Genomic DNA, 20,738 nt, shown 5'->3' on the forward strand with positions numbered 1-20,738 from the left:
TAAAGCGGTGTATTGAGCCTGCCAATATTGAGGTGTGTAATGCTCCTGATCTCCCGATCCCGTCTCCGACTGTTCCTTTTGGTTGTACTGGCTGCTGTATCCCTTTCCCCTGGTAGCCTCTTCGCGCAGACCAAACCTAATATTTTGGTGATCTGGGGAGATGATATTGGCATCTGGAATATCAGCTTTAATAGTCGCGGCATGATGGGCTACACCACGCCCAATATTGATCGGCTAGCGGTAGAAGGGCTCTCTTTTACCGATTACTACGGCCAACAATCATGCACAGCAGGCCGCGCGGCTTTTTTAGCGGGTAATGTCCCAGTGCGCACCGGCATGACTAAGGTGGGGCTTCCAGGTGCCAAAGAGGGTTGGCAGAAGAGTGATGCCACTATCGCCACGGTAATGAAAAGCCTGGGTTATGCCACCGGCCAGTTTGGTAAAAACCACCAAGGGGATAGGGACGAACACCTGCCCATCAACCATGGTTTTGATGAATTCTTTGGCAACCTCTATCACCTGAATGCGGAGGAAGAGCCGGAGAACCGGGACTATCCCAAAGACCCTGAATTCCGCAAGAAGTTTGGCCCCAGAGGAGTGATTAAGGCCAAGGCCGGCGGACCAATCGAAGATACCGGCCCCCTCACCAAGAAACGGATGGAAACCATCGATGATGAAACCCTAGCGGCAGCTATCGACTTTATCGAACGCGCACACGCGGCTAAGACCCCATTCTTTGTCTGGTGGAACGCCACCCGGATGCACTTTCGCACCCATGTCAGAGAGGAGCACACAAACCTTGCGGGCCCCAACAGCAATGAGTATATGGATGGCATGGTTGAGCATGACATCCTGGTAGGAAAGCTGCTAAGTGTGCTCGATCGCCTGGATATCACCGACAATACCATCGTGTTTTATTCCACAGACAACGGCCCCCACTTCAATACCTGGCCAGATGCTGCAACTACGCCATTTCGCAGTGAGAAAAATTCCAATTGGGAAGGAGCTTATAGGGTGCCAGCCTTTGTACGCTGGCCGGGCAAATTTCCAGCGGGTACTACCTTGACAGGTATTGTCTCCCATGAGGACTGGCTGCCGACTCTCGCTGCGGCCGGGGGGAACCCGAATATCAAGGAGCAGCTCAAGGAAGGGGTCGAGCTCAATGGGCGCGAGTACAGAAATTATGTTGATGGCTACAACATGATGGATTACTTCACCGGCAAAGCAAAACTATCTCCAAGAAAAGAATTTATCTACGTAAATGATGACGGCCAAATTGTAGCTATGCGCTACGAACCCTGGAAAGCTATTTTCCTGGAAAATCGCGGGCGGGGTTTTGAAGTCTGGCGAGAGCCCTTTACTGAATTACGAGTGCCACTATTGTTCAATTTGAGGCAAGATCCTTTCGAAAAAGCCCAACACAACTCGAATACCTATAACGACTGGTTTATAGACAGGGCTTTTGTCCTGGTTCCCATGCAGCAACTCGCATCAAAATTTTTGCAAACTATGAAAGAATATCCACCCAGCCAGGTACCCGGATCTTTTAATTTGGATAAGGTACAGAAGCAGCTGGAAGCTGGGGCGAGTGGTAGTAATTAACAATATAATTGCCGCAGATCTGACATTAATGGCATTACCTGGGAACACTTTAACGCAGAGCTTCAGGCAGATGAAATCAACAAAACTTGGCCCAAAGCCAGTTACCACTCAAAGGCTTAGCTGCCAGGGGACCGAAATCAGTCAAGAGGGCTGGTAACACCGCGCTCATGTACGCCTATAACATGGGTGTAAATCATGGTTGTACTGATATCGTTGTGGCCGAGTAGCTCTTGAATATTGCGTATATCAGTACCAGCCCGCAGAAGGTTGGTGGCAAACGAATGGCGAAATGTATGGCAACTCGCCTTCTTACGAATATTGAGGGCCGAAACGGCCACGGCAACGGCCCGCCTAACTTGCTGCTCACCAATATGATGCCGTCGCATCATATCGCTGCGAGGGTCTTGCGATCGAAATCGAGCGGGGAATACGTACTGCCAAGCAGCACTCGTCGCTGCTTGTGGGTACTTTTTCGCCAGAGCGAAAGGCAAATAGACATACCCATAGCCCTCTGCCAAATCCTGCTGATGTAGAGAAAGCGCATGTGCTATTTGCACCTTGAGAGGCTTAATCTGAGACCGAGGCAGTAGTGTTCTTCGCCACTTCTCACCCTTGGACTCCCGTACAATCAAGCATTGATTACTAAAATCAATGTCCTGTATCCTAAGCCGCACAGCCTCCATAATTCTAAGGCCTGAACCATACATTAATGAAGCAGCAAGCTTATTTGGACCGCTAAGGTGCTCTAATACGGATGTTGCATCCCATGAAAACGTATAAAGTCCTTCACCCAAAAGCAGTATGTCTTTTCTGTTTTGTATGCCAAATAGCGAGACCGTATAAACGCCCTAAAACGGTCCATAAAGCGGGATGGTCGCTGGGGTAGCGGAATAAGGATATCGTCCATTTTTACAGTCCGGATACTGTATGCATTAACAGTTTAATGAACATTTTACTGGGAGTCATCAAGATTTTCGATCAGTTTGACCGTTATTTCTGGCTAAGAGCTGGAATGGTTGAAAACCTGTTGTATTTCAATGAATTAGGGAGACCGTATAAAATGGGGATAGTAGTCAAAGTGATCGTTTTTCCATTTGGCACAATGGTTCTAAAGGGTGGATAACATGCTGATTTTCCTTGGGTTTTGTGTGTTTTTTCGTTAGATTGATTCCAAGATAGTAATCAGGATAATAGTGATCAGAATGATTACTATATAAATGTTAGCAGGCAATATCGGAAAGGATTGATGGAAGAGGATTTCTCAGGAAGTAAGGTCGCATATATCATTGAAGATAAGCTGCTTGTCTATAAAAGAGATGATTTTCCAAGTATTCCCTTTCCAGGGCTTTGGGATTTTCCCGGCGGAGGAAGAGAAGGCAATGAATCACCAGAGGAATGTGCTTTAAGGGAGTTAGATGAAGAGTTTTCTCTCAGAATTCCATCAACAAGATTTATATATAAGAAAAAAGTCGAAAGTCAGTTTGGTAACGGGTACTCGTTCTTCTTTGTAATTCAGGGCACCCCAAATGAAGTTGAATCAATAAAATTTGGCAATGAAGGGCAATATTGGAAACTTATGCCTATCGGTGAGTATATTGTCCATCCAAAAGCAATTCCGGCTTTAGTCTCACGTTTACAAGGTTATTTAAATTCATGAACACTGAGTATACTAAAGCTGCTAACAAGGCTAGGCATCGGACGGCTAACGCCGCCCGCTGCTATTGGCGTTCAGGCTGTAGAAAAACTCTTAAAAGATAGTATTTTTTGATAAAATGGGATCTCGTTATTGAGATCCTCAACATGCCCAACTTTAAGCACTATGATTACAACCAAGATGCCATGGTTGTAATTAACTTCGAAGAGCAGTTACAGCCTCAAACTTTTGAGTTTACTCTCCACCATCTGATCAATGATCACATAGATCTATCTGCCTTTAATGATAAGTATCAAAATGATGGTGGTGGCCGCTCAGCTTATGATCCCGCGATTCTTCTGAAGATCATTTTATTTGCTTACTCCAAAGGCATCACCTCTAGCCGTGAGATTCAGTGGCAGTGTGAACACAGCATCCTCAAGAAAGAGCTGCATGAAGCTCTTCAAGAGGTTGAGTTTCTAAAAAAGGCAGCCACGCACTGTCCTCAGCTTTTTAATCATGGTAGGCGATAACACCGATTTTAGTGGTATGTGTTTTTAAAAAGATTCAAATGGTACTCATAATCCTGCCACCATTAACAAAAAAAATTAAAGTTATCTCAAATGAACTCGTATATCTAATAGGATGTTTAATAGTTTGTGTTTTCGGTTTTTTCTGTATTGAACGCTGAAGTATGATAAAGGCTATATCTCTGTAAATATACCTCCCTTGTATAGATGAGGAGTCGATCGCTTTGAATTATGGATAATTTGATGTTGGCTCCCAGAAATAATATAGGAAATCTATATGCCTGATCGATTAATATTTGGTAATAGCCTGAGATTACTTTGTCACTTGACATTATCTTATAACTTTACCCGGTGAATGAGTGAGATTACATGTGGAATATGGAAGGTGTTGATGATTAGTTCTAATCTGATTATTTATAAAAAAGGATTTTAAGAAATAAAATTTGAGAACTGCTATGCAAGTTGATCTAAATGGTGTTGTGGATTTTTTTCAATCCCAATATAAATAAATTATCTTGCAAGTGAATGGTATATTTACTGCATTGTGGATATTCTAATATTCCCAATTGCAACCTTTTAAATACGATTAATTTTGACTAAATTTCCATCAATTTTCTTGTGATCTTAAAAGCTTATGAAAACATAAAATTAAATTTCTATAGCGGGTAGCTGGAAAAATTTGATTAATTTTGTGATCCTGAGAAGATATATCCTTTGGGTATAGAAAATTTTTAAGATGTAATTTCAAGTAAATTTTGTAGATTATCTAGAGTCTCCTAACTTTGACCTGCAGATTATATCGGAACAAAGGGCATGACTCTATAAAGAGCGAAAAATATGGTCATTTCTAATGAGAATACGGAGGGATATAGAGCAATCAGTGTCTAAAGAATTATCAGCTATTTATCATCAGAAAGTGCTCAGTGGAGAGGTTAATACGTTGATCACATAAATGTAATAATAAGGAAAAACCAATGTTAAAAAATATAATGTATAAAAATGCTCTAAAGAGTATTGCTGGGATATTGCTTGTTTCAGCGAGTTGGCAGGCGCAAGCTATTAGTTGTCCGCAGCTAACAGATGTTTCATTGCCTCCAAAGTGTAGTTCTGAAGAGCTGGCAACATGTAATGCCGCTGTACAAAATGTAATTCCCGCTGCGGCCTGTGCGATTTTCGAAGTGTCGCCAGCGGCTAATGACGCAACATTGGTGCTTCGGTTTACGACACTTATCACCAATTCTTGGTTTGATGCAGCAGCACCTTATCATCCGACAGCGAAAGGTGTTTACTCTGATATCGCTCGGTTGACTGAACCGACAGATAACACTGAGTTGAATATTGCACTCTCCTATGCGTCCCACAAAGTACTAAGTGGTCTATTTCCTCATTTGGTTTCAGAATGGGATGATATGCTAATTGAGCTAGGGCTCGATCCTGGGAACTTATCTGAGGATACCACTACGCCGATTGGTATAGGAAACTACGCTGGTAGAAAAGTACTGGAAGGACGCGCTAATGATGGTATGAATCAGTTGGGTAATGAAGGTAATCAGCTTTATCATCGCTTACCTTATGCTGATTACACTGATTTCAAACCAGCCAACTCTGCTTACAAGCTGCGATTTCCTTCGAAGTGGCAGCCAGCAGTTTTGATGGACCGTCCAGGGGTGTTCCGTGTTCAGCAGTTTGTTACTCCTCAAATCGCTTTGACAACGCCATATAGCTATGAATCTCCGGAAGAGTTTACTTCACCAGTTCCCCTGAAATCTAAAATTTGGAACTATCCAAGTTATGTATCTCAGGTAAATGATGTATTAGCTACGTCAGCTAACTTGACCGACGAGCAAAAGATGAAAGCAGAGCTGTTTGATATGAAGATATTCAGCTTGGGCTTTGCCGCGGTTTTTGCATCCGAATCTCAGGGCCTATCGCTGATGGATTTCATTCACTATGATTTTCTTACTAATATGGCTGCTTTTGATACCGCTATTACCATTTGGAAGGAAAAACGTCGTCACAATTCAGTTAGACCGTTTTCCGCTGTTAGATATATTTATAAGGATGAGCCTGTTACCGCTTGGGGTGGAGTAGGGAAGGGAACGGTGAATGATTTACCTGCTACTCAATGGACCAGCTATCTTCCCGTAGCTGACCATCCAGAATATCCTTCTGCATCTGCAAGCTTTTGTGCAGCACATGCAGAGACAAGCCGCTTATTTTTACCTCAAGGGGATACATTAGGATATTTGGTAACTGCGCTTGCAGGAAGCTCTCAAATTGAGCCAGGTATAACCCCCCAAACTGACTTGAATTTGTATTTCCCTACTTGGACCTCATTTGAGGAAGATTGTGGTAATAGTCGCGTATGGGGAGGGGTACACTTTGAGCCTTCAGTGCCGGCAGGTCAGGCGATCGGGCGCCAGATTGCACATCGTGCTTATGAGTTTTACCTTTCAAAGCTAGCAGGTAACTAACAAATATATAGAATAGTGGAAGATGTAATATTGATTTTTTCTCAATGTTATATCTTCCTTTTAATTTCACATTGTAATATTAATATTTGAGAGCCTGAAAATTAACTCTTACTTCTCCTTTTACCTTCTACTAGGTCACTCTATCGAAACGGTATTTTCGATACTCTACGCTAGTAATCATTAGTGATATCAGGGGCTCCGTTATTGCTAATAGTTAATAATGGCTATTTTGTGAGCTTTATTTTTTATGGAGTATATAAATAACATCGTTGATCTATAATTTTTTAATTTAGCATATCAATCTTGTTAAAGGTATTGTGTTGTGTTTCAATATTGAGGTTTTGTAAGGATAATAATTATATAGAATTTCTAAATCTACTTGAGTTAAAAGAAGATGCTACACAAATATTATATTATATGAGTGTCTTCTAGTTATAGCGATCGAATTGTTGTCACCTATAACATTGTCGTTTTTTAAGGATAATTATAATGAAACGTATTCCCGAGCCTTTCCGTATAAAGATGGTTGAACCGATTAAAATGACTACCTATGAAGATCGGAAGGTAGCCCTCAATGAGGCAGGGTTAAACCCTTTTTTGTTACGCAGTGATGATGTTTACATTGATTTGTTGACAGATTCAGGAACTGGTGCCATGAGCGATAACCAGTGGGCTGGTTTGATGCTCGGTGATGAGTCTTATGCGGGTAGTCGAAACTACTACAATCTGTGCAAGGCAGTTAAGCACTTCTTTGGTTATGATTTTATCGTCCCTACACATCAGGGGCGTGGCGCTGAGCAAATTTTGTTTCCAGCATTGATTGAGCGCATGCGCAGGGTACGCGGAGGAACTGAGCCGGTTTTTATTTCAAACTACCATTTTGATACCACTGCTGGCCATATTGAGCTAAATGGTGGGAAAGCAATAAATGTGGTTGACGAACGGGCTTTTAATACCACCACAGCATATGATTGGAAAGGTAACTTTGATTTACAGCGACTGGTCGACACGATTGAAGAGCATGGAAGTCATAATGTCTGTGCGATTGTTACTACAGTAACCTGCAACAGCTCCGGTGGCCAACCTGTATCGATGAAAAATATGCAGGCGGTTTATGAAATTGCTACCAAGTATGATATTCCGGTAGTAATTGATTCAGCTCGCTATAGTGAAAATGCATATTTTATAAAGCAAAGGGAAGAGGGCTACCAAGATAAGTCAATTCTGGAAATAATTCGAGAAATGTATCAATATGGCGATATGTTGACTATGTCAGCAAAGAAGGACCCAATGGTAAATATCGGTGGCCTCTGCTGTATCCGTGATAGTGAACAATTGTTTCAGGCCGTACAAACCCGTTGTGTCCCAATGGAAGGATTCGTGACGTATGGGGGAATGGCTGGGCGTGACATGGAAGCTTTGGCCAGAGGGCTGTATGAAGCTGTCGATGAGAATTACTTACATTATCGCATCGGACAAGTGAAATATTTAGGCGAGCGCTTAAGAAGCGCTAATGTGCCTATTCAATATCCAACCGGTGGTCATGCGGTATTTGTTGATGCTGCAAAAATTCTTCCCCATATTCCGGCGGATCAATTTCCAGCACAGGTATTGACTAATGCTCTTTACCTTGAAGCTGGAATTCGGGCGGTAGAGATTGGTTCTTTATTGTTAGGGCGCGATCCGGAATCCGGTGAGCAAAAGAAAGCTGATCTGGAGTTGATGCGCCTCACTATCCCGCGAAGGGTCTACACAAATGATCATATGGACTATGTTGCTGATGCAATTATCGAGCTTCAAGCGCGAGCCAGTGAGCTACGAGGTTTAACTTTTGAGTATGAGCCACAAGTCCTTCGACATTTTACTGCCAGATTTAGATATGTTTGAGTATATGGAATTTTCATATTTCACTTCTGGGTTCCAAGCGCTGTATAAGTATAGAGGTAGCTGACAGGAATCAGTTGACGGTGTTCTTAGTCCAAGGTTGGACTTCCTGTTGGAAGCCGGCGTAAATACACTTTTTTTATGTAAGCTGATTTGACTAAGAACACCACCCGTACGGATATTTACACCATCTAAACACTCTTGCTCACGGACCATGTCTAAGAAGTGATAAGAATAGCCGTCACCATCGAAAGGCTGTTTTTTTATTGACTTTACAAGGAGGTTTAACATGGTCGATTGCTCAATTTCTTCTATATCGAAAAATACTTATTCTAAGGATTCCATTAATCGCTTAATATTTTTATTTCTATTTTTGATTCTACTAACTGCGTGTGATTCAGATGACTCTGGAGGTGGAAGCGATACAGGGACGGGGGGAGAAACGACAACTGATTCAGGGCCTAATAGCGATGCTTGTAAATTATCTGATAACACAATACTGGCTACAGCAACTGGATTAGAATATATCGTAACACCTGATGCTTGTTTTGACTCCCTACCCAATTATGAGTTCGAGCCGAATTACCAGGAAATTGATGGATTACGTATGCACTATGTAGATGTAGGGCCTGATGATGGTGAAGTTATATTGCTATTGCATGGGCAACCTAGTTGGTCATATTTGTATCGAAAAATGATCCCCATTCTAGCTGATGCTGGCTACCGTGTAATCGCACCAGATAATATTGGTATGGGTAAGTCGGACAAGCCAATAGATGTAACAGTACATCAATTCGAACAACATGTAATTTGGACCAAGATGTTTATCAGTGAATTGCAATTAACTGATATTAACCTGTTTATTCAGGACTGGGGCAGCCTTATCGGGCTTCGTATTGCGGGTGATATGCCGCAAACTATTGCTCGAATAGTGGTCGCTAATGGGGACCTTCCAGTGATTCCAGTAGGTGGGAATCCATATGTGTACCCGGATTTTGAAATAAATGACTCATTGGGTGATGCGGCAACGTTCTTTGCTTCAAAGTCGACTGACAGAGTGGAGGGATTTCAGCAGTGGATAAACTATGCTGCTAGTGTTCCAGAACTATTAGCCGGTGATGTGGTACAAACATTGACCACAATCCAGCTGAGTGAAGAAGAGGTAACTGCCTACAATGCCCCTTATCCAAGTTTCGAGTACAAAGCGGCAATTCGAGCTTTCCCTTCGATGATGGTAGCTATTGAAATGCAAAACTTTCCTGCCTGGAAAACACTTGGAGCCTTCCATAATCCTTTCATGTTTAATGCCGGTGAGTTTGATATCAACTTAGGGAGCGTGGAGACGCAGCAAAAATGGATTGAGCATGTACCTGGCTCGGATGGTAATGACCATAAGCGCTTTCTTGCTGCTCATTTTATCCAAGATGATGTAGGTGAAGAATTGGCAATACATTATTTAAACTTTCTACGGACTACAGTCGTTGAAGAGCCCTTACAGGCCGGTGGTCCACTCTTTAATTACCGCTATTGTGAAATTTTACTCTCGTATCTAGATGGATCAGAGCTATCAACAGAAATTTGGGGCACGCCGGGGGTTAATTTTTGTCCACAGGATCAGTGGGATTCTATTAATTTTAGTGATATAGAAATAGAGTACGATGCGCTTTTCGTAACACCTAATGGGCCGCGTTTTTTTGTAGTGGATGAAATTCTAGGTGGCGATATTATTTTACCTAGTCCAGATGATGAATACCGATTTTTCGGCGATTTGGAAATGCGTTTATTAACTAGCATGACCTATAGTGCTGACTTGGGAGAAAATGTTTCTTATATTCCAGGCCAGGTACTAAGAAGTAATACCTGGTTGTTTTATGAGGGCAGGCGTGTGTATGAGTTGATTGATATTAACGGGCAAAAATATGTCATGCAGTCATTTAGTCGCATTGAAGTGGATGATCTCCAAATAGATGATTTGAAAGATCTAGGCGATCGCCTCAATTTACCAGAGGGGTGGACGTTTAGTAGCCGTGTTCTAAGCGAGCCATTAGAGGTCTCAGCCATTAATGGTATAGCTGAGGTATTACAGGACGACTTAGGTAATAGCTATCAGTTAGTGCCTTAATAAAAGTGAAGTAACATTCGTAGATGTTGTGAAGAAGTTCTATTAATTAAGAAGCTCACCTTTATTATGTGGGCTTCTGCTTCATCGTTGCACCCTTCCACTACATCCGTTATTGGTGGTCTAAACGAGGCCTGGTTGCCTTGCCAATAGCCCTACTAATTAAAAGGGTCTCATGCCTTATCTTTGAGGCTTATCTATAAATACTCTCGCTTCGCCGATATTCCGCATTTGGGGTGTTGAAACTCACTTTTTTACAGTGCCTACTGTAAAACAGGAAATTGAAGTTTTCTTTATAGAAACCTTTTTAGTGAGTTTTATGTTGCGGTCTTATAAGAATGATTAATGTAAAAAGAGCGGGTTTAGGTGTATTGGTAGTTTCATCGGTCTTAATGGGATGCTCAGTTACCGATAACCAAACTGATGTGGCCGGTAGGGAAGTTATTGACAACTCGGCGCTACTCCATGATCTAGCGGATCAATATGCTGAAGTTTATTTAGAAAACTTCCAGCCGTACGCTTACTTCTCAGATATAAAGCTGGACAGACATAACCTTTTTTTAAGTAACTCCCCCAGCAACGCTGCCTCTCTGGCGGCATCTGAGGACAGAATACTCAATAAATTGGCAGAGATAGATCTTAATGGTCTCAAAAGTGATCAAGAGAAGGTATTCTACTTCAAACTGAAAGAGCGATTAGAGTCCAATGCTGGCCTAAGGGTCTGTAAGACTGAACTCTGGTCTGTTGATCATATGTTTGGCCCTCATATCATACTTGGCTTTTTGACCGAGGTTCAGCCGGTTGAAACAGCCCAAGAAAGGGCGGATGCGATTGAGCGTTGGCTTGATGCGGCTCGTTACTATGAGCAAGAAATAGCCAATCTCCGCCGGGGGTTAGAGCAAGGTTACTCCGCACCTCAGAGTGTGGTTAAGCGAGTCATTCAGCAAGTTGATGGCTTGACCCAAGTACCCATTGATGAGCATCCGTTCTTGGGGTTAGCGAAGAAAGCTGGGGACCCTGAGTTTGAAGCTGCATTTAAACAGGTGCTTTCAGATCACGTTATCCCCTCAATGGAGAATTACAAGAATTTTCTAGAATCTGCCTATTTACCTGAAGCCAGAGCCGAGCTTGGCATACATGCGATTCCTAATGGCCGTGAATGTTATATGGCTCAGTATCGTTCTTATACGACATTGCAGAAAACACCTGAAGAAGTTTTCGAACTTGGCTTAAGCACTGTAAATGCTAACAAGAGTGAAGTGGTTCGTTTAGGTAAGGAGCTTTACCAGGTAGATTCCTATTCTGAGTCGGTTGCAAAGGCCAGTGAGGATAAAACTCAGAAATTTAAAAGCGCTGATGAAATGCATCAGTTTTATGAGCGCCTGGTAGATAAGTCTAGAGATTTAACCGTTGACTTCTTCCATGAAATGCCTTTGATCGAAATGGAAGTAAAAGCTATCCCTGAGCATGAGCAGGGCTCAGGTCGCAGTGCACACTATATTCCGGGCACCAAGGAGCGCAAGGCGAGATTTGGATATGATCCGACAACTTACAAGGATGAGTCTTACGCTTCTGCAGAGAAGGTTACTATCCACGAAGGGTACCCGGGCCATCATATGCAAATTGCTCTCGTACAAGAGCAAGAAAAGTTTCACAAAATAGAAGATGCTTTGTCTAACTCTGCTTTTGCTGAAGGTTGGGGCAGGTACTCTGAACATTTAGCGGAAGAAGCGGGAATGTATCAGTATGGGTCAACCAAGATCCTAAGGAGAGCATGGCCTGCGCGAGGTATGGTAGCGGACACCGCAATGCATGTATTCGGTTGGAGTGATGAAAAAGTTGCGGAGTTTTTGCAGGATTCTGGAGCTTCATTTGCTAAAGGCCCGAGGACTCTGATGGACCGAATGGCGGTTATGCCTGCGCAGCTTACCTCTTATGATTCGGGTGCCCTCGAGATTTTCGCCTTGCGAGAACTGATGCAAAATGAACTTGGTGAAGACTTCGATATTAAGGACTTCCATGAAATCATTCTGAGAAATGGCAATGTTCCTATGGCCGTACTAAACGAGCAGGTAAGGGATTTCATTCAGGATAAGAAGCAAGGGTAGCTGCGTTTAAGTCTGATCTCGGGCTCGTGTTATTGCGAGCCTGAGCTACACAGTTGGGAGCCAATTAATTTTGACTAAGTGTCAGCGCTATATAAGTTGGGTTCCCGAATTGGGCTATGTTTAATTTTTTTACTATAGTGGTTTTTTCCTTCCCAGTTACGATTTTAATCAGCCACTTAAAGTTATCTGATCTGATTAAGTACCAATTTGAGAGGCACCATGAGAAATGGCTTAGGGATGGAAGTCCGATGGCTTTGTTTTTCAAGCCGAGGGGCTCTTCCTCTTATGCCTTTCATGCTGTATGTAACAGGTTGGCTCGAGGGGAGAGGCCGGATTGGATCTTTGGTGATCCTTATGCAGAAATACTCTTTGGGAAAGTGAATTTTTGGGATGAATTTTCTAAATATCACACAATTCTCTTCGCTATCTCTATATTTTTATTCCTCTGGTAGTTGTTAAAATGGTTATAAAGTGGGTAGTTAATTGTTCTCTTAAGAAGTTGCTGCTGCCTGAGTCAAAGTAACTACCCCAAATAAAGCATCGTAATTATTAATATGAATGTTTTCAGGGGGCCTTACACTTACTAAATCCCCATTTGCCTGGACGCTAGATCCCGCATAATTTCTTCAGATCCGCCACCAATCGCATTCACTCGCACTTCACGATATATACGCTCAACACGGCTGCCGCGCATATAGCCTGCGCCGCCCAACACCTGCATAGCCTCCCGAGCGCAGAACTCAAGGGTTTCTGTGGCTTGGACTTTGAGTAGTGCGATATCCGCTACTTTGAGCTGATGTTGTTGCTCTGCCCAGGCACAGAGGTCCAGATAGGCTTGGGTGGCATTGATGCGTTGAAGCATCTGGGCAAATTTGTGTCGAATCACCTGGTGATTGGCGAGACGCTTTCCGAAAGTTTGGCGCTCCTGGGCCCACTCAATGGCATCCTGCAAGCAGACCCGGCTGAATTCTACACAGGAAGCGGCAATGCCCAGGCGCTCGCGATTGAAGTTGTGCACTATGGGCAAGAAACCTTGGTTCTCACCGCCAATTAGATTACTCGCGGGGATGCGCACCTGATCAAAAAAGATACTGGCCGTATCAGAACACCACCAGCCCTGCTTTTTATCGAGGAGCTGCCGGCTAACACCTTTGGTATCCGCAGGGATTAAGAGCAGGGAGATACCGCCGAAGCCTTCCTCGCCTGTGCGCACGGCAGTAGTAAACCAGTTAGCGCGCATACCGCCGGTGATATAGGTCTTTTCGCCGGTAACGATATAGTCACTCCCATCAAGCTCTGCGCGGCACTGGAGGTTGGCTACATCGGAGCCTGCGCCTGGCTCGGTAACAGCCAGGGAAATATGCTTTTCGCCACGTAATACCGAGGGAATAACCTGATCTTTTAGGGCCTCACTGCCATAGTGCAGTAATGGGGGTAGGGCAATGCCGTGGACCATTAGGCTGGCGTAGAGGCCACCAGCGCCGGGGCGGGCTAACTCCTCTGCGGCAACAATCATATGGAAGACATCGGTTTCGATGCCGCCGTAGTTTTCCGGATAACTCATCTGCAGAAGGCCAACTTCTGCGGCTTTTTTCCAAAGCTCGGCGGGTAGCTGGCCGTCTTCGTCCCATTCAGTAATGTAGGGAGTAATCTCGCGGTCGACAAAGCGGCGCAACTGGGTGCGCCATTCCTTATGGCCTTCGTCATAGAAGGGGCTTGCCATACGGGAGGCATCAATATCGTACATGCTGATCTCCTTTAGGAAGTAGCGTCGCTGGGGATTTTGGCGGTTTCCGTGGGAGCGGCTTCGATCTGAACTAACAGCTGGCCACCGCGTACCTGGTCTCCTTCACAGGCGCCCAGTTTAATTACGGTACCGTCGCGGTCTGCGCGCAGGGCGTGCTCCATTTTCATGGCTTCCATTAAGGCGATAGTGTCTCCCCGCTGAACTCTTTGATTGGGCTCAACCAATACCTGCACCAGGCAACCGTCCATAGGAGCCGTGATGCGGCCACTGCCTTCGTTAAGGCTCGATTTGGCGGGGGCGTGGGTGATATCGACAAAATGAAATTGCCTGCCGTCTAACAGGAGGTGCAGATTGCTTTGGTTGGCTAGAAACAGTCTCTTTTGGCTAACGCCATCCAGCAGAAGTTCAGCGCTATAAACTCCAGTTTCTTTTTGTGATTTCTCAAAATGGACCCACTGAATCAGGAACTGCTGGTCGCCTACTGAGATTTGATAAGAATTATCTACTAACGCCAGCAGCTCACAGTTTAGGGTTTGTCCTGCAATTTCCAGTCGGTAGTTGATCGGCACGCTGTTGTCACCACTGCGCCAATCACTGCGGCCGCTACGCCGATCCTGAGGGTTGGCTTGGTGCAAGTGATTAAGTAATGTGGCTTGGGCTGCGATTACTGCTGGAACTGGTTCTGCGGATGTCAGCGTGCTGTTTTGGTCGAGAAAGCTGGTATCGGCATCGCCAGCGATAAACTGTGATTCGGCCAGGATCTTCTGCAGGAAATGGATATTGTTTTTGGGGCCGATAAATTCCAGCCGGGTCAGGGCCTGAGTTAGCTTGCGCCGAGCTTTTTCTCGATCCTGCCCCCAAGCAATTAATTTGCCGAGCATGGGGTCGTAAAATGGCGTAATTTCGCAACCATTTTTCAAAGCGTGGTCGATACGGATTCCTTGCCCCTTTGGCGCTACCCAGTGGAGTACTTTTCCGGCCTGGGGCAGGAATTGTTGTTCCGGGTCTTCGGCATACAGGCGGACTTCAATGGCGTGCCCCTGCTGGGAGACTTGCTGCTGGGAAACGCATAGGGCTTCGCCGCGTGCTACTGCCAGTTGCCAAGCTACCAGGTCAAAACCGGTTACCATTTCTGTTACCGGGTGCTCTACTTGCAACCGGGTGTTCATTTCCAGGAAATAGAATTCGCCGTTGGGGCAGAGTAGAAACTCTACGGTGCCCGCGCCTAGATAACCGCAGGCTCGCGCGGCGTCGACTGCGGCTTGCCCCATTCTTTCCCGCAGCTGGGTGTCGACCGCTGGGGAAGGGCACTCTTCGACCACTTTTTGATGGCGTCGCTGTACGGAGCAATCCCGCTCCCCCAGGTGAATACAGTTGCCATGACGATCCGCAAATACCTGGATTTCGATATGGCGAGCGTTGACCAGTGCCTTTTCCAGAATTAACTCGTCGCTGCCGAATGCACTCATGGATTCACTGCGGGCGGCGCGCAACTGGGAGGCCAGCTCGTTGTCTCCGTGAGCCAGGCGCATGCCGCGCCCACCACCGCCTGCGGCAGCTTTGATCATTAACGGGAAGCCAATGCGCCGCGCCTCGGCGACCAGGGTGTCGTCGTCCTGGGCACCCTGGAAGCCGGGAATACAGGGTACGCCGGCAGCGGCAACAAACTCCTTGGCTTTGCGTTTGTTGCCCATCAATTCTATGACTTCGGCACTCGGGCCAACAAAACTCAGTCCATTCTCTTCGCAAGCGCTGGCAAATTCCGCATTCTCAGCGAGAAAGCCGTAGCCAGGGTGGACGGCAGTGGCTCCGGATTTTTTAGCTGCGGCGAGAATTTTTTGGATATCCAGATAGGACCCCGCCGAAGTCTGCCCGCCAATGGCTACGGCGATATCGGCAGTCTGTGCGTGAAGTGCATCGCAGTCCGCTTCGCTGTAGACGGCGACTGTGCGATAGCCTTCCGCCCGAGCAGTTCGCATAATTCGCAGTGCGATCTCGCCTCGATTGGCGATTAACAGGGTCTCTGTTGTCGACATCAGTACTGCCACTCCGGTGATCGTTTTTCCAGAAATGCACGGGCGCCTTCGCGCCCTTCATGGCCTTGAATTGCACGGGAAAACTGTTGCGCAGCGCCGTCGAGCAGTTGGCCGAGGGCAGTCTCATCGCTCACCCGTGCAGCATCCAGCAAGATCTGCTTGGTCGTTGCCAGGGCGCCGGGAGCGCAGGCATTGATAGCGCCCAGGTGTTCCAGCAGCGCGCCTTCGAGGGCTTCGGAATTATCGAGCAACTGGTGGATTAACCCAATTTCCAAGGCCTGCTGTGCATTGACTTTTGCTCCGCTGAGGGCCAGGCGCCGGGCCTGGGAGAGGCCGACCCGTGCCACGACAAAGGGAGCAATTTGTGCAGGCGGTAAACCCAGGCGGGTTTCCGGAAGGGCAAAGCGGCAACTGCGATCGGCAATGGCAATATCGGCACTGCAAGCGAGCCCAAAACCACCGCCCATTACGGCACCTTCCAATACGGCAATGACTATTAAAGGAGTGCGATTAAATCGTTCCATCAATTCACCGAAACGACGGTTTAGGTGAAAAAATACATCACTATTTCCATCGCTCGCGCCCTGTTGCGCATTGAGCATATCGGCAATATCGCCACCGGCGCAGAAGTTGTGTTCTGCACCCCGCAGTACCAACGCTCGCACCTGCGGATCTTCTTCTGCTTCTGCGAGCTTTTGCAGAAGCTCATCCACCATTTGCAAACTGATGGCGTTGCGCTGTTGTGGCCGGTTTAGGGTGAGATGGCAGGCGATGCCGATGGTCTCATTAATAATTGTCTGCATAGCCTGACCTTATGCGTTGGGTTTACGCTTGCCGGGCAGTATGCCCATCAACTTACAGATAATGCCGAGCATTACTTCATCTGCGCCGCCGCCGATAGCGGTGAGACGGCTATCCCGGTAAGCGCGGTTGATTACAGTTTCCTCGATATAGCCCATGCCACCCCAGAACTGCAGGCACTGATCGGGAATAGAGCGGGACAGGCGACCAGCCTTGAGCTTGGCCATAGAGGCGAGGGTAGTGACATCTTCACCGGCTACATAGGCTTCCACCGCGCGCCAGGTTAGAGAGCGCAGGCATTCCACTTCGGTCTGCATTTCTGCGAGGGCAAAGTGGATAGTTTGATTGTCGATCAATGGTGCTTTAAAGGCATGGCGTTCGCGCACATAGTCGATGGTGCTGGTTACACAGTGCTCCAGGCCTTTTAAGTTCAGCGCGGCGCCGGCGAGGCGTTCTTCCTGGAACTGAAGCATCTGCAATAGGAATCCGGCACCTTCATCGCCGATACGGAAATGTTTGGGCACCCGTACATTGTCAAAAAAGATGGGAGCGGTTTCCGATGAGCGCATACCTAATTTGTCGAGTTTTTCGCCGATGCGTACACCAGGCGTTTTCGCCGGAATAATGACCAGGGATTTGTTGTTGTGAGCTTTGCCCTCACTGGTATTGACCAGGGTGCAGAAAAAATCGGCGCAGGGGGCGTTGGTGATCCACATCTTGCTGCCGTTAATCACATAGTCGTCGCCATCGCTCTTGGCAGTGGTTTTAATCGAAGCAACATCGGAACCGGCGCCGGGTTCGGAAACGGCAATTGCACCGATCATCTCGCCACTCACAGCGGGAATCAGGAACTGCTCTTTCAAATCCTGGCTGCCAAAATTAGCCAGAGCCGGGGTGCACATGGAGGTTTGCACTGAAATTGACAGGGGTACGCCGCCACAGTGGGCGCTGCCCAGCTCTTCCAGGAAAACGGTTTCGTAACTGAAGTCGAGGCCCAGACCACCGAAGTCCGTGGACTTGCTGATGCCCAGCAGGCCCAGGTTGGCCAGTTGTTGGAAAATTTCGTGGATAGGAAAGCGGCCGGCCTTTTCCCATTCCGCCACATTGGGATTGATTTCCTGCTGTACAAAGTTTTGTACAGTGCGCTGCAGTTCCCGGTGTTGATCGCTAAATATCATTATTGTTTTCCCTGCCTTGAAGTGTGAACCCGGTGATTGTGTTAATGAGCAACCGCACTTCCTTGTTGCCCCGGTTTTTCATTAGAACCTAGCTACGCCAAAGGTATTTTTATTGAGTTTTCTCTGCTCGGCCTCATTGCAAATTTCTAGCAACATGCCTAAAAGTTTGCGTGTATCGCGGGGATCGATAATGCCGTCATCCCAGAGGCGTGCACTGCAGGCGAGAGCATCGGAATTGCCATGCATAAATGCGCTGGTGTCATTTTCCAATTTGTCCAATACCGTCTCATCCACATTGCCACTGCGTTGCATTTTTTGTTGTGTGACGATGCGCATTACCTTGCCGGCCTGGGCTGCTCCCATAACTGCGGTGCGGGAATTGGGCCAGGCAAAAATAAAGCGGGGATCGAATCCGCGACCGCACATGGCGTAGTTGCCGGCCCCATAGGAACCGCCCACGACAATACTGAGTTTTGGTACGCTGGCATTGGCCACGGCCTGAATCATTTTGGCCCCGTGCTTGATGATGCCGTTGCGCTCCACTTCGGTACCCACCATAAAGCCGGTGGTGTTATGTAAAAACAGCAGTGGAGTGCCACTCTGTTCGCACAACTGAATAAACTGCGCGGCCTTGTTGGCCCCCTTGGGGGTGATCGGGCCGTTATTCCCAATAATTCCTACAGGAAAGCCTTCAATACGAATATGGCCACATACGGTTTGTCGATCGAATTCCGGCTTGAAATCCAACATGGCAGAGCCGTCGGCTACACGAGCGAGAATTTCGCGTACGTCGTAGGGCTTTTTACTGTCTGCTGGAATCAGGCCGAGCAGGTCGTCGATAGGATGCAATGGGTCTCGGTAGTCTTTTTGTACTGAGCTTTTAATGGGTGAGGGTAGGGTGGCAATAATTTCCCTTGCTATGCGGATACCATCGGCGTCGTTCTCAGCTAAGTAATCGCCACTGCCGGATTCGGTACAGTGCATTTCCGCTCCACCGAGGCTTTCCGCATCGGCAATTTCACCGGTGGCTGCTTTCAGTAGCGGCGGCCCAGCCAGATACATACCGGTTTGCCCGCGTACCATGACCACATAATCTGACAGGCCTGGCTGGTAAGCACCGCCAGCAGTAGCGCCGCCATGTACCACGGTTACTTGCGGAATACCGGCAGCGGACATTCGAGCCTGGTTAGCAAATCCGCGTCCACCGGGAGCGAAAGTGTCGCTGGCATACATCAGGTTGGCACCACCACTTTGTGCCAGGGCGACAATCGGCAAATGATTCTCCAGAGCGATCCTCTGCATTCGCAGGGCTTTATCCATCCCGGCTGGTGAGATGGTGCCACCTTTTACGGCATAGTTATCTACCCGAACCATGCAACGTTGTCCGCTGACCTGGCCAATGCCACAAATGGCTCCGCCACCCGCACCGGTACCATCCTGGTCGTCAAAAAGTTTATAGCCGGCAAGGGAGCACAGCTCAACAAAAGGTGCGCCGGGGTCGAGCAATAAATTAAGGCGCTCCCTTGGCAGCAGCCAGCCCCGATCACGATAACGGGACGCCTTACTTTTTTCAGCTTGAACCGGGCGTTGCTCAGCTTCACGAAACTGGTTGATCTGTTCCAGCATGGCAGCTTGGTTGTCATTGAACTCTGCCGAGCGGTTGTCGAGCTGGGAATCAATCGGCTGCATTAGAGCTTGCCCTCCGCTTCCAATTCTTCCACTACCTGCGGCCGGCGTTTTCGATGGAATCCGTTGAAGCGTTTAGAGTTACTGGCCGCCTGTGGCTGCCAAAGGGGAGAGTGATGTTTGAGGCTCGAGCCACCATCGATACGCAGCGTTTGTCCGGTGATATAGCTGGCGGCATCGGAAAGTAGGAAGCACACGGCCCCACTAACTTCCGCTTCTTCTCCCAATCGGTAGAGGGGAATACTGTCTCGGAAGCCCGGTAGTAGCTCGCGCAGGAATTTGGGATCGTAAGTATCAAAGCCGCTGGAGAGAATATAGCCTGGCGCCACGGCGTTAACTCGAACCCCAAAAGGCGCCCACTCTAAGGCGGAGGTTTCGGTAATATTTTCCATGCCTGCTCGAGCGGCACCGGAATGTCCCATCATTGGCATGCCGCCGGCGTTATCTGCGGTGATATTTACGATACTGCCGCCGTGCTGTTTCATAGATTGAACAAAAACTTCTCGGGACATTAAAAAGCCACCGAGCAGGTTACTGCGTACAACAGCATCGAACCCTTTTGTGTTGATCTGCTCAAGGGGTGAGGGGAACTGGCCACCGGCATTGTTCACTAATCCGTGAATTTGGCCCCGGGCCTGGACTATTTGCCCCACTGTCTCCTGCACTCCTTCTTCATCGCGAATGTCCAGGCTGAATAAGCTGCACTCGCCAGCATCGTTGTTGATCTCGCCGGCAACCCTTTCCAGCTTGTCCAGTTTGCGCCCGATCAATACTACATGGGCGCCAAGGCTGGCCAGTTCGTGGGCGATGCAGCGTCCAATACCGCTGCCGCCGCCGGTGACGATATAGGTTTGCTCGCTAAAGCTGCCGGAGCGCAGCTGGCTTTGATAGCGCATGAAAGTTTCCTTTTTTACGGCCTTACGGCTTATTCAGTTTTTAT

General features: G+C 47.1%; 15 protein-coding genes. 7 read left to right on the forward strand and 8 right to left on the reverse strand.

Annotated features, from left to right (window positions below):
- Positions 1 to 39 precede the first annotated feature (39 nt).
- Complete coding sequence (locus tag BTJ40_RS09570) at positions 40 to 1,602, forward strand: arylsulfatase (RefSeq protein ID WP_202862877.1); 1,563 nt, start codon at positions 40 to 42, stop codon at positions 1,600 to 1,602.
- 137 nt (positions 1,603 to 1,739) lie between these two features.
- Here BTJ40_RS09570 and BTJ40_RS09575 read toward each other — a convergent pair whose 3' ends face one another.
- Together BTJ40_RS09575 and BTJ40_RS22770 are read right to left on the reverse strand one after the other, a co-directional pair.
- Positions 1,740 to 2,309: an integron integrase gene (locus BTJ40_RS09575; protein ID WP_238152180.1), complete on the reverse strand. Its 570-nt coding sequence runs from the start codon at positions 2,307 to 2,309 to the stop codon at positions 1,740 to 1,742.
- A gap of 38 nt (positions 2,310 to 2,347) precedes the next feature.
- Positions 2,348 to 2,509, reverse strand: coding sequence for a phage integrase N-terminal SAM-like domain-containing protein (locus tag BTJ40_RS22770; protein WP_369974275.1), 162 nt, complete (start codon positions 2,507 to 2,509; stop codon positions 2,348 to 2,350).
- A gap of 339 nt (positions 2,510 to 2,848) precedes the next feature.
- Between BTJ40_RS22770 and BTJ40_RS09585 the strand changes: the two genes are divergently transcribed.
- From BTJ40_RS09585 to BTJ40_RS09610, 6 genes are all read left to right on the forward strand, one after another.
- Complete coding sequence (locus BTJ40_RS09585) at positions 2,849 to 3,259, forward strand: NUDIX hydrolase (RefSeq protein ID WP_108732877.1); 411 nt, start codon at positions 2,849 to 2,851, stop codon at positions 3,257 to 3,259.
- 107 nt (positions 3,260 to 3,366) lie between these two features.
- On the forward strand, positions 3,367 to 3,768 hold the full coding sequence (locus tag BTJ40_RS23145; RefSeq protein WP_369974276.1) for a transposase: 402 nt from the start codon (positions 3,367 to 3,369) through the stop codon (positions 3,766 to 3,768).
- Positions 3,769 to 4,739: 971 nt separating this feature from the next.
- The gene (locus BTJ40_RS09595; protein WP_108732878.1) at positions 4,740 to 6,239 is read left to right on the forward strand and encodes a vanadium-dependent haloperoxidase; all 1,500 of its coding nucleotides are present in this window, start codon (positions 4,740 to 4,742) and stop codon (positions 6,237 to 6,239) included.
- Between the two features lie 489 nt (positions 6,240 to 6,728).
- On the forward strand, positions 6,729 to 8,126 hold the full coding sequence (locus tag BTJ40_RS09600; RefSeq protein WP_108732879.1) for a tryptophanase: 1,398 nt from the start codon (positions 6,729 to 6,731) through the stop codon (positions 8,124 to 8,126).
- A 286-nt stretch (positions 8,127 to 8,412) separates the two neighbouring features.
- Positions 8,413 to 10,245, forward strand: coding sequence for a haloalkane dehalogenase (locus tag BTJ40_RS09605; protein ID WP_108732880.1), 1,833 nt, complete (start codon positions 8,413 to 8,415; stop codon positions 10,243 to 10,245).
- A gap of 335 nt (positions 10,246 to 10,580) precedes the next feature.
- Positions 10,581 to 12,350 carry a DUF885 family protein gene (locus BTJ40_RS09610; RefSeq protein WP_108732881.1) on the forward strand — a complete coding sequence of 590 codons (1,770 nt, stop codon included), beginning with the start codon at positions 10,581 to 10,583 and terminating at the stop codon, positions 12,348 to 12,350.
- Between the two features lie 583 nt (positions 12,351 to 12,933).
- Here BTJ40_RS09610 and BTJ40_RS09620 read toward each other — a convergent pair.
- The 6 genes from BTJ40_RS09620 to BTJ40_RS09645 all read right to left on the reverse strand — a co-directional run bounded on the left by BTJ40_RS09620 (position 12,934) and on the right by BTJ40_RS09645 (position 20,694).
- On the reverse strand, positions 12,934 to 14,097 hold the full coding sequence (locus BTJ40_RS09620; protein ID WP_108732883.1) for an acyl-CoA dehydrogenase family protein: 1,164 nt from the start codon (positions 14,095 to 14,097) through the stop codon (positions 12,934 to 12,936).
- A gap of 11 nt (positions 14,098 to 14,108) precedes the next feature.
- Positions 14,109 to 16,133 (reverse strand): acetyl-CoA carboxylase biotin carboxylase subunit, encoded by a 2,025-nt coding sequence (locus tag BTJ40_RS09625; protein WP_108732884.1) that lies wholly within the window; start codon positions 16,131 to 16,133, stop codon positions 14,109 to 14,111.
- Positions 16,133 to 16,936: an enoyl-CoA hydratase/isomerase family protein gene (locus tag BTJ40_RS09630; protein ID WP_108732885.1), complete on the reverse strand. Its 804-nt coding sequence runs from the start codon at positions 16,934 to 16,936 to the stop codon at positions 16,133 to 16,135. The genes BTJ40_RS09625 and BTJ40_RS09630 overlap by 1 nt, the downstream gene beginning before the upstream one ends.
- Before the next feature lie 9 nt (positions 16,937 to 16,945).
- Positions 16,946 to 18,112, reverse strand: a complete 1,167-nt coding sequence (locus BTJ40_RS09635) for an acyl-CoA dehydrogenase family protein (protein WP_108732886.1) — start codon at positions 18,110 to 18,112, stop codon at positions 16,946 to 16,948.
- A gap of 81 nt (positions 18,113 to 18,193) precedes the next feature.
- Positions 18,194 to 19,801: an acyl-CoA carboxylase subunit beta gene (locus BTJ40_RS09640; protein WP_108732887.1), complete on the reverse strand. Its 1,608-nt coding sequence runs from the start codon at positions 19,799 to 19,801 to the stop codon at positions 18,194 to 18,196.
- Positions 19,801 to 20,694, reverse strand: a complete 894-nt coding sequence (locus BTJ40_RS09645) for an SDR family oxidoreductase (RefSeq protein WP_108732888.1) — start codon at positions 20,692 to 20,694, stop codon at positions 19,801 to 19,803. Before BTJ40_RS09645 ends, BTJ40_RS09640 begins: the two co-directional genes overlap by 1 nt.
- Positions 20,695 to 20,738 lie beyond the last annotated feature (44 nt).

Source organism: Microbulbifer sp. A4B17 (assembly GCF_003076275.1).
Classification (GTDB): Bacteria; Pseudomonadota; Gammaproteobacteria; order Pseudomonadales; family Cellvibrionaceae; genus Microbulbifer.

Coding starts and splice junctions, on each gene's coding strand:
- BTJ40_RS09640 (WP_108732887.1), bottom strand. CDS start 19,801: ATGCAGCCGATTGATTCCCAGCTCGACAACCGCTCGGCAGAGTTCAAT.
- BTJ40_RS09620 (WP_108732883.1), bottom strand. CDS start 14,097: ATGTACGATATTGATGCCTCCCGTATGGCAAGCCCCTTCTATGACGAA.
- BTJ40_RS09600 (WP_108732879.1), top strand. CDS start 6,729: ATGAAACGTATTCCCGAGCCTTTCCGTATAAAGATGGTTGAACCGATT.
- BTJ40_RS09585 (WP_108732877.1), top strand. CDS start 2,849: ATGGAAGAGGATTTCTCAGGAAGTAAGGTCGCATATATCATTGAAGAT.
- BTJ40_RS09570 (WP_202862877.1), top strand. CDS start 40: ATGCTCCTGATCTCCCGATCCCGTCTCCGACTGTTCCTTTTGGTTGTA.
- BTJ40_RS09625 (WP_108732884.1), bottom strand. CDS start 16,133: ATGTCGACAACAGAGACCCTGTTAATCGCCAATCGAGGCGAGATCGCA.
- BTJ40_RS09605 (WP_108732880.1), top strand. CDS start 8,413: ATGGTCGATTGCTCAATTTCTTCTATATCGAAAAATACTTATTCTAAG.
- BTJ40_RS09575 (WP_238152180.1), bottom strand. CDS start 2,309: ATGTATGGTTCAGGCCTTAGAATTATGGAGGCTGTGCGGCTTAGGATA.
- BTJ40_RS09595 (WP_108732878.1), top strand. CDS start 4,740: ATGTTAAAAAATATAATGTATAAAAATGCTCTAAAGAGTATTGCTGGG.
- BTJ40_RS09610 (WP_108732881.1), top strand. CDS start 10,581: ATGATTAATGTAAAAAGAGCGGGTTTAGGTGTATTGGTAGTTTCATCG.
- BTJ40_RS09645 (WP_108732888.1), bottom strand. CDS start 20,694: ATGCGCTATCAAAGCCAGCTGCGCTCCGGCAGCTTTAGCGAGCAAACC.
- BTJ40_RS09630 (WP_108732885.1), bottom strand. CDS start 16,936: ATGCAGACAATTATTAATGAGACCATCGGCATCGCCTGCCATCTCACC.
- BTJ40_RS09635 (WP_108732886.1), bottom strand. CDS start 18,112: ATGATATTTAGCGATCAACACCGGGAACTGCAGCGCACTGTACAAAAC.
- BTJ40_RS22770 (WP_369974275.1), bottom strand. CDS start 2,509: ATGGACGATATCCTTATTCCGCTACCCCAGCGACCATCCCGCTTTATG.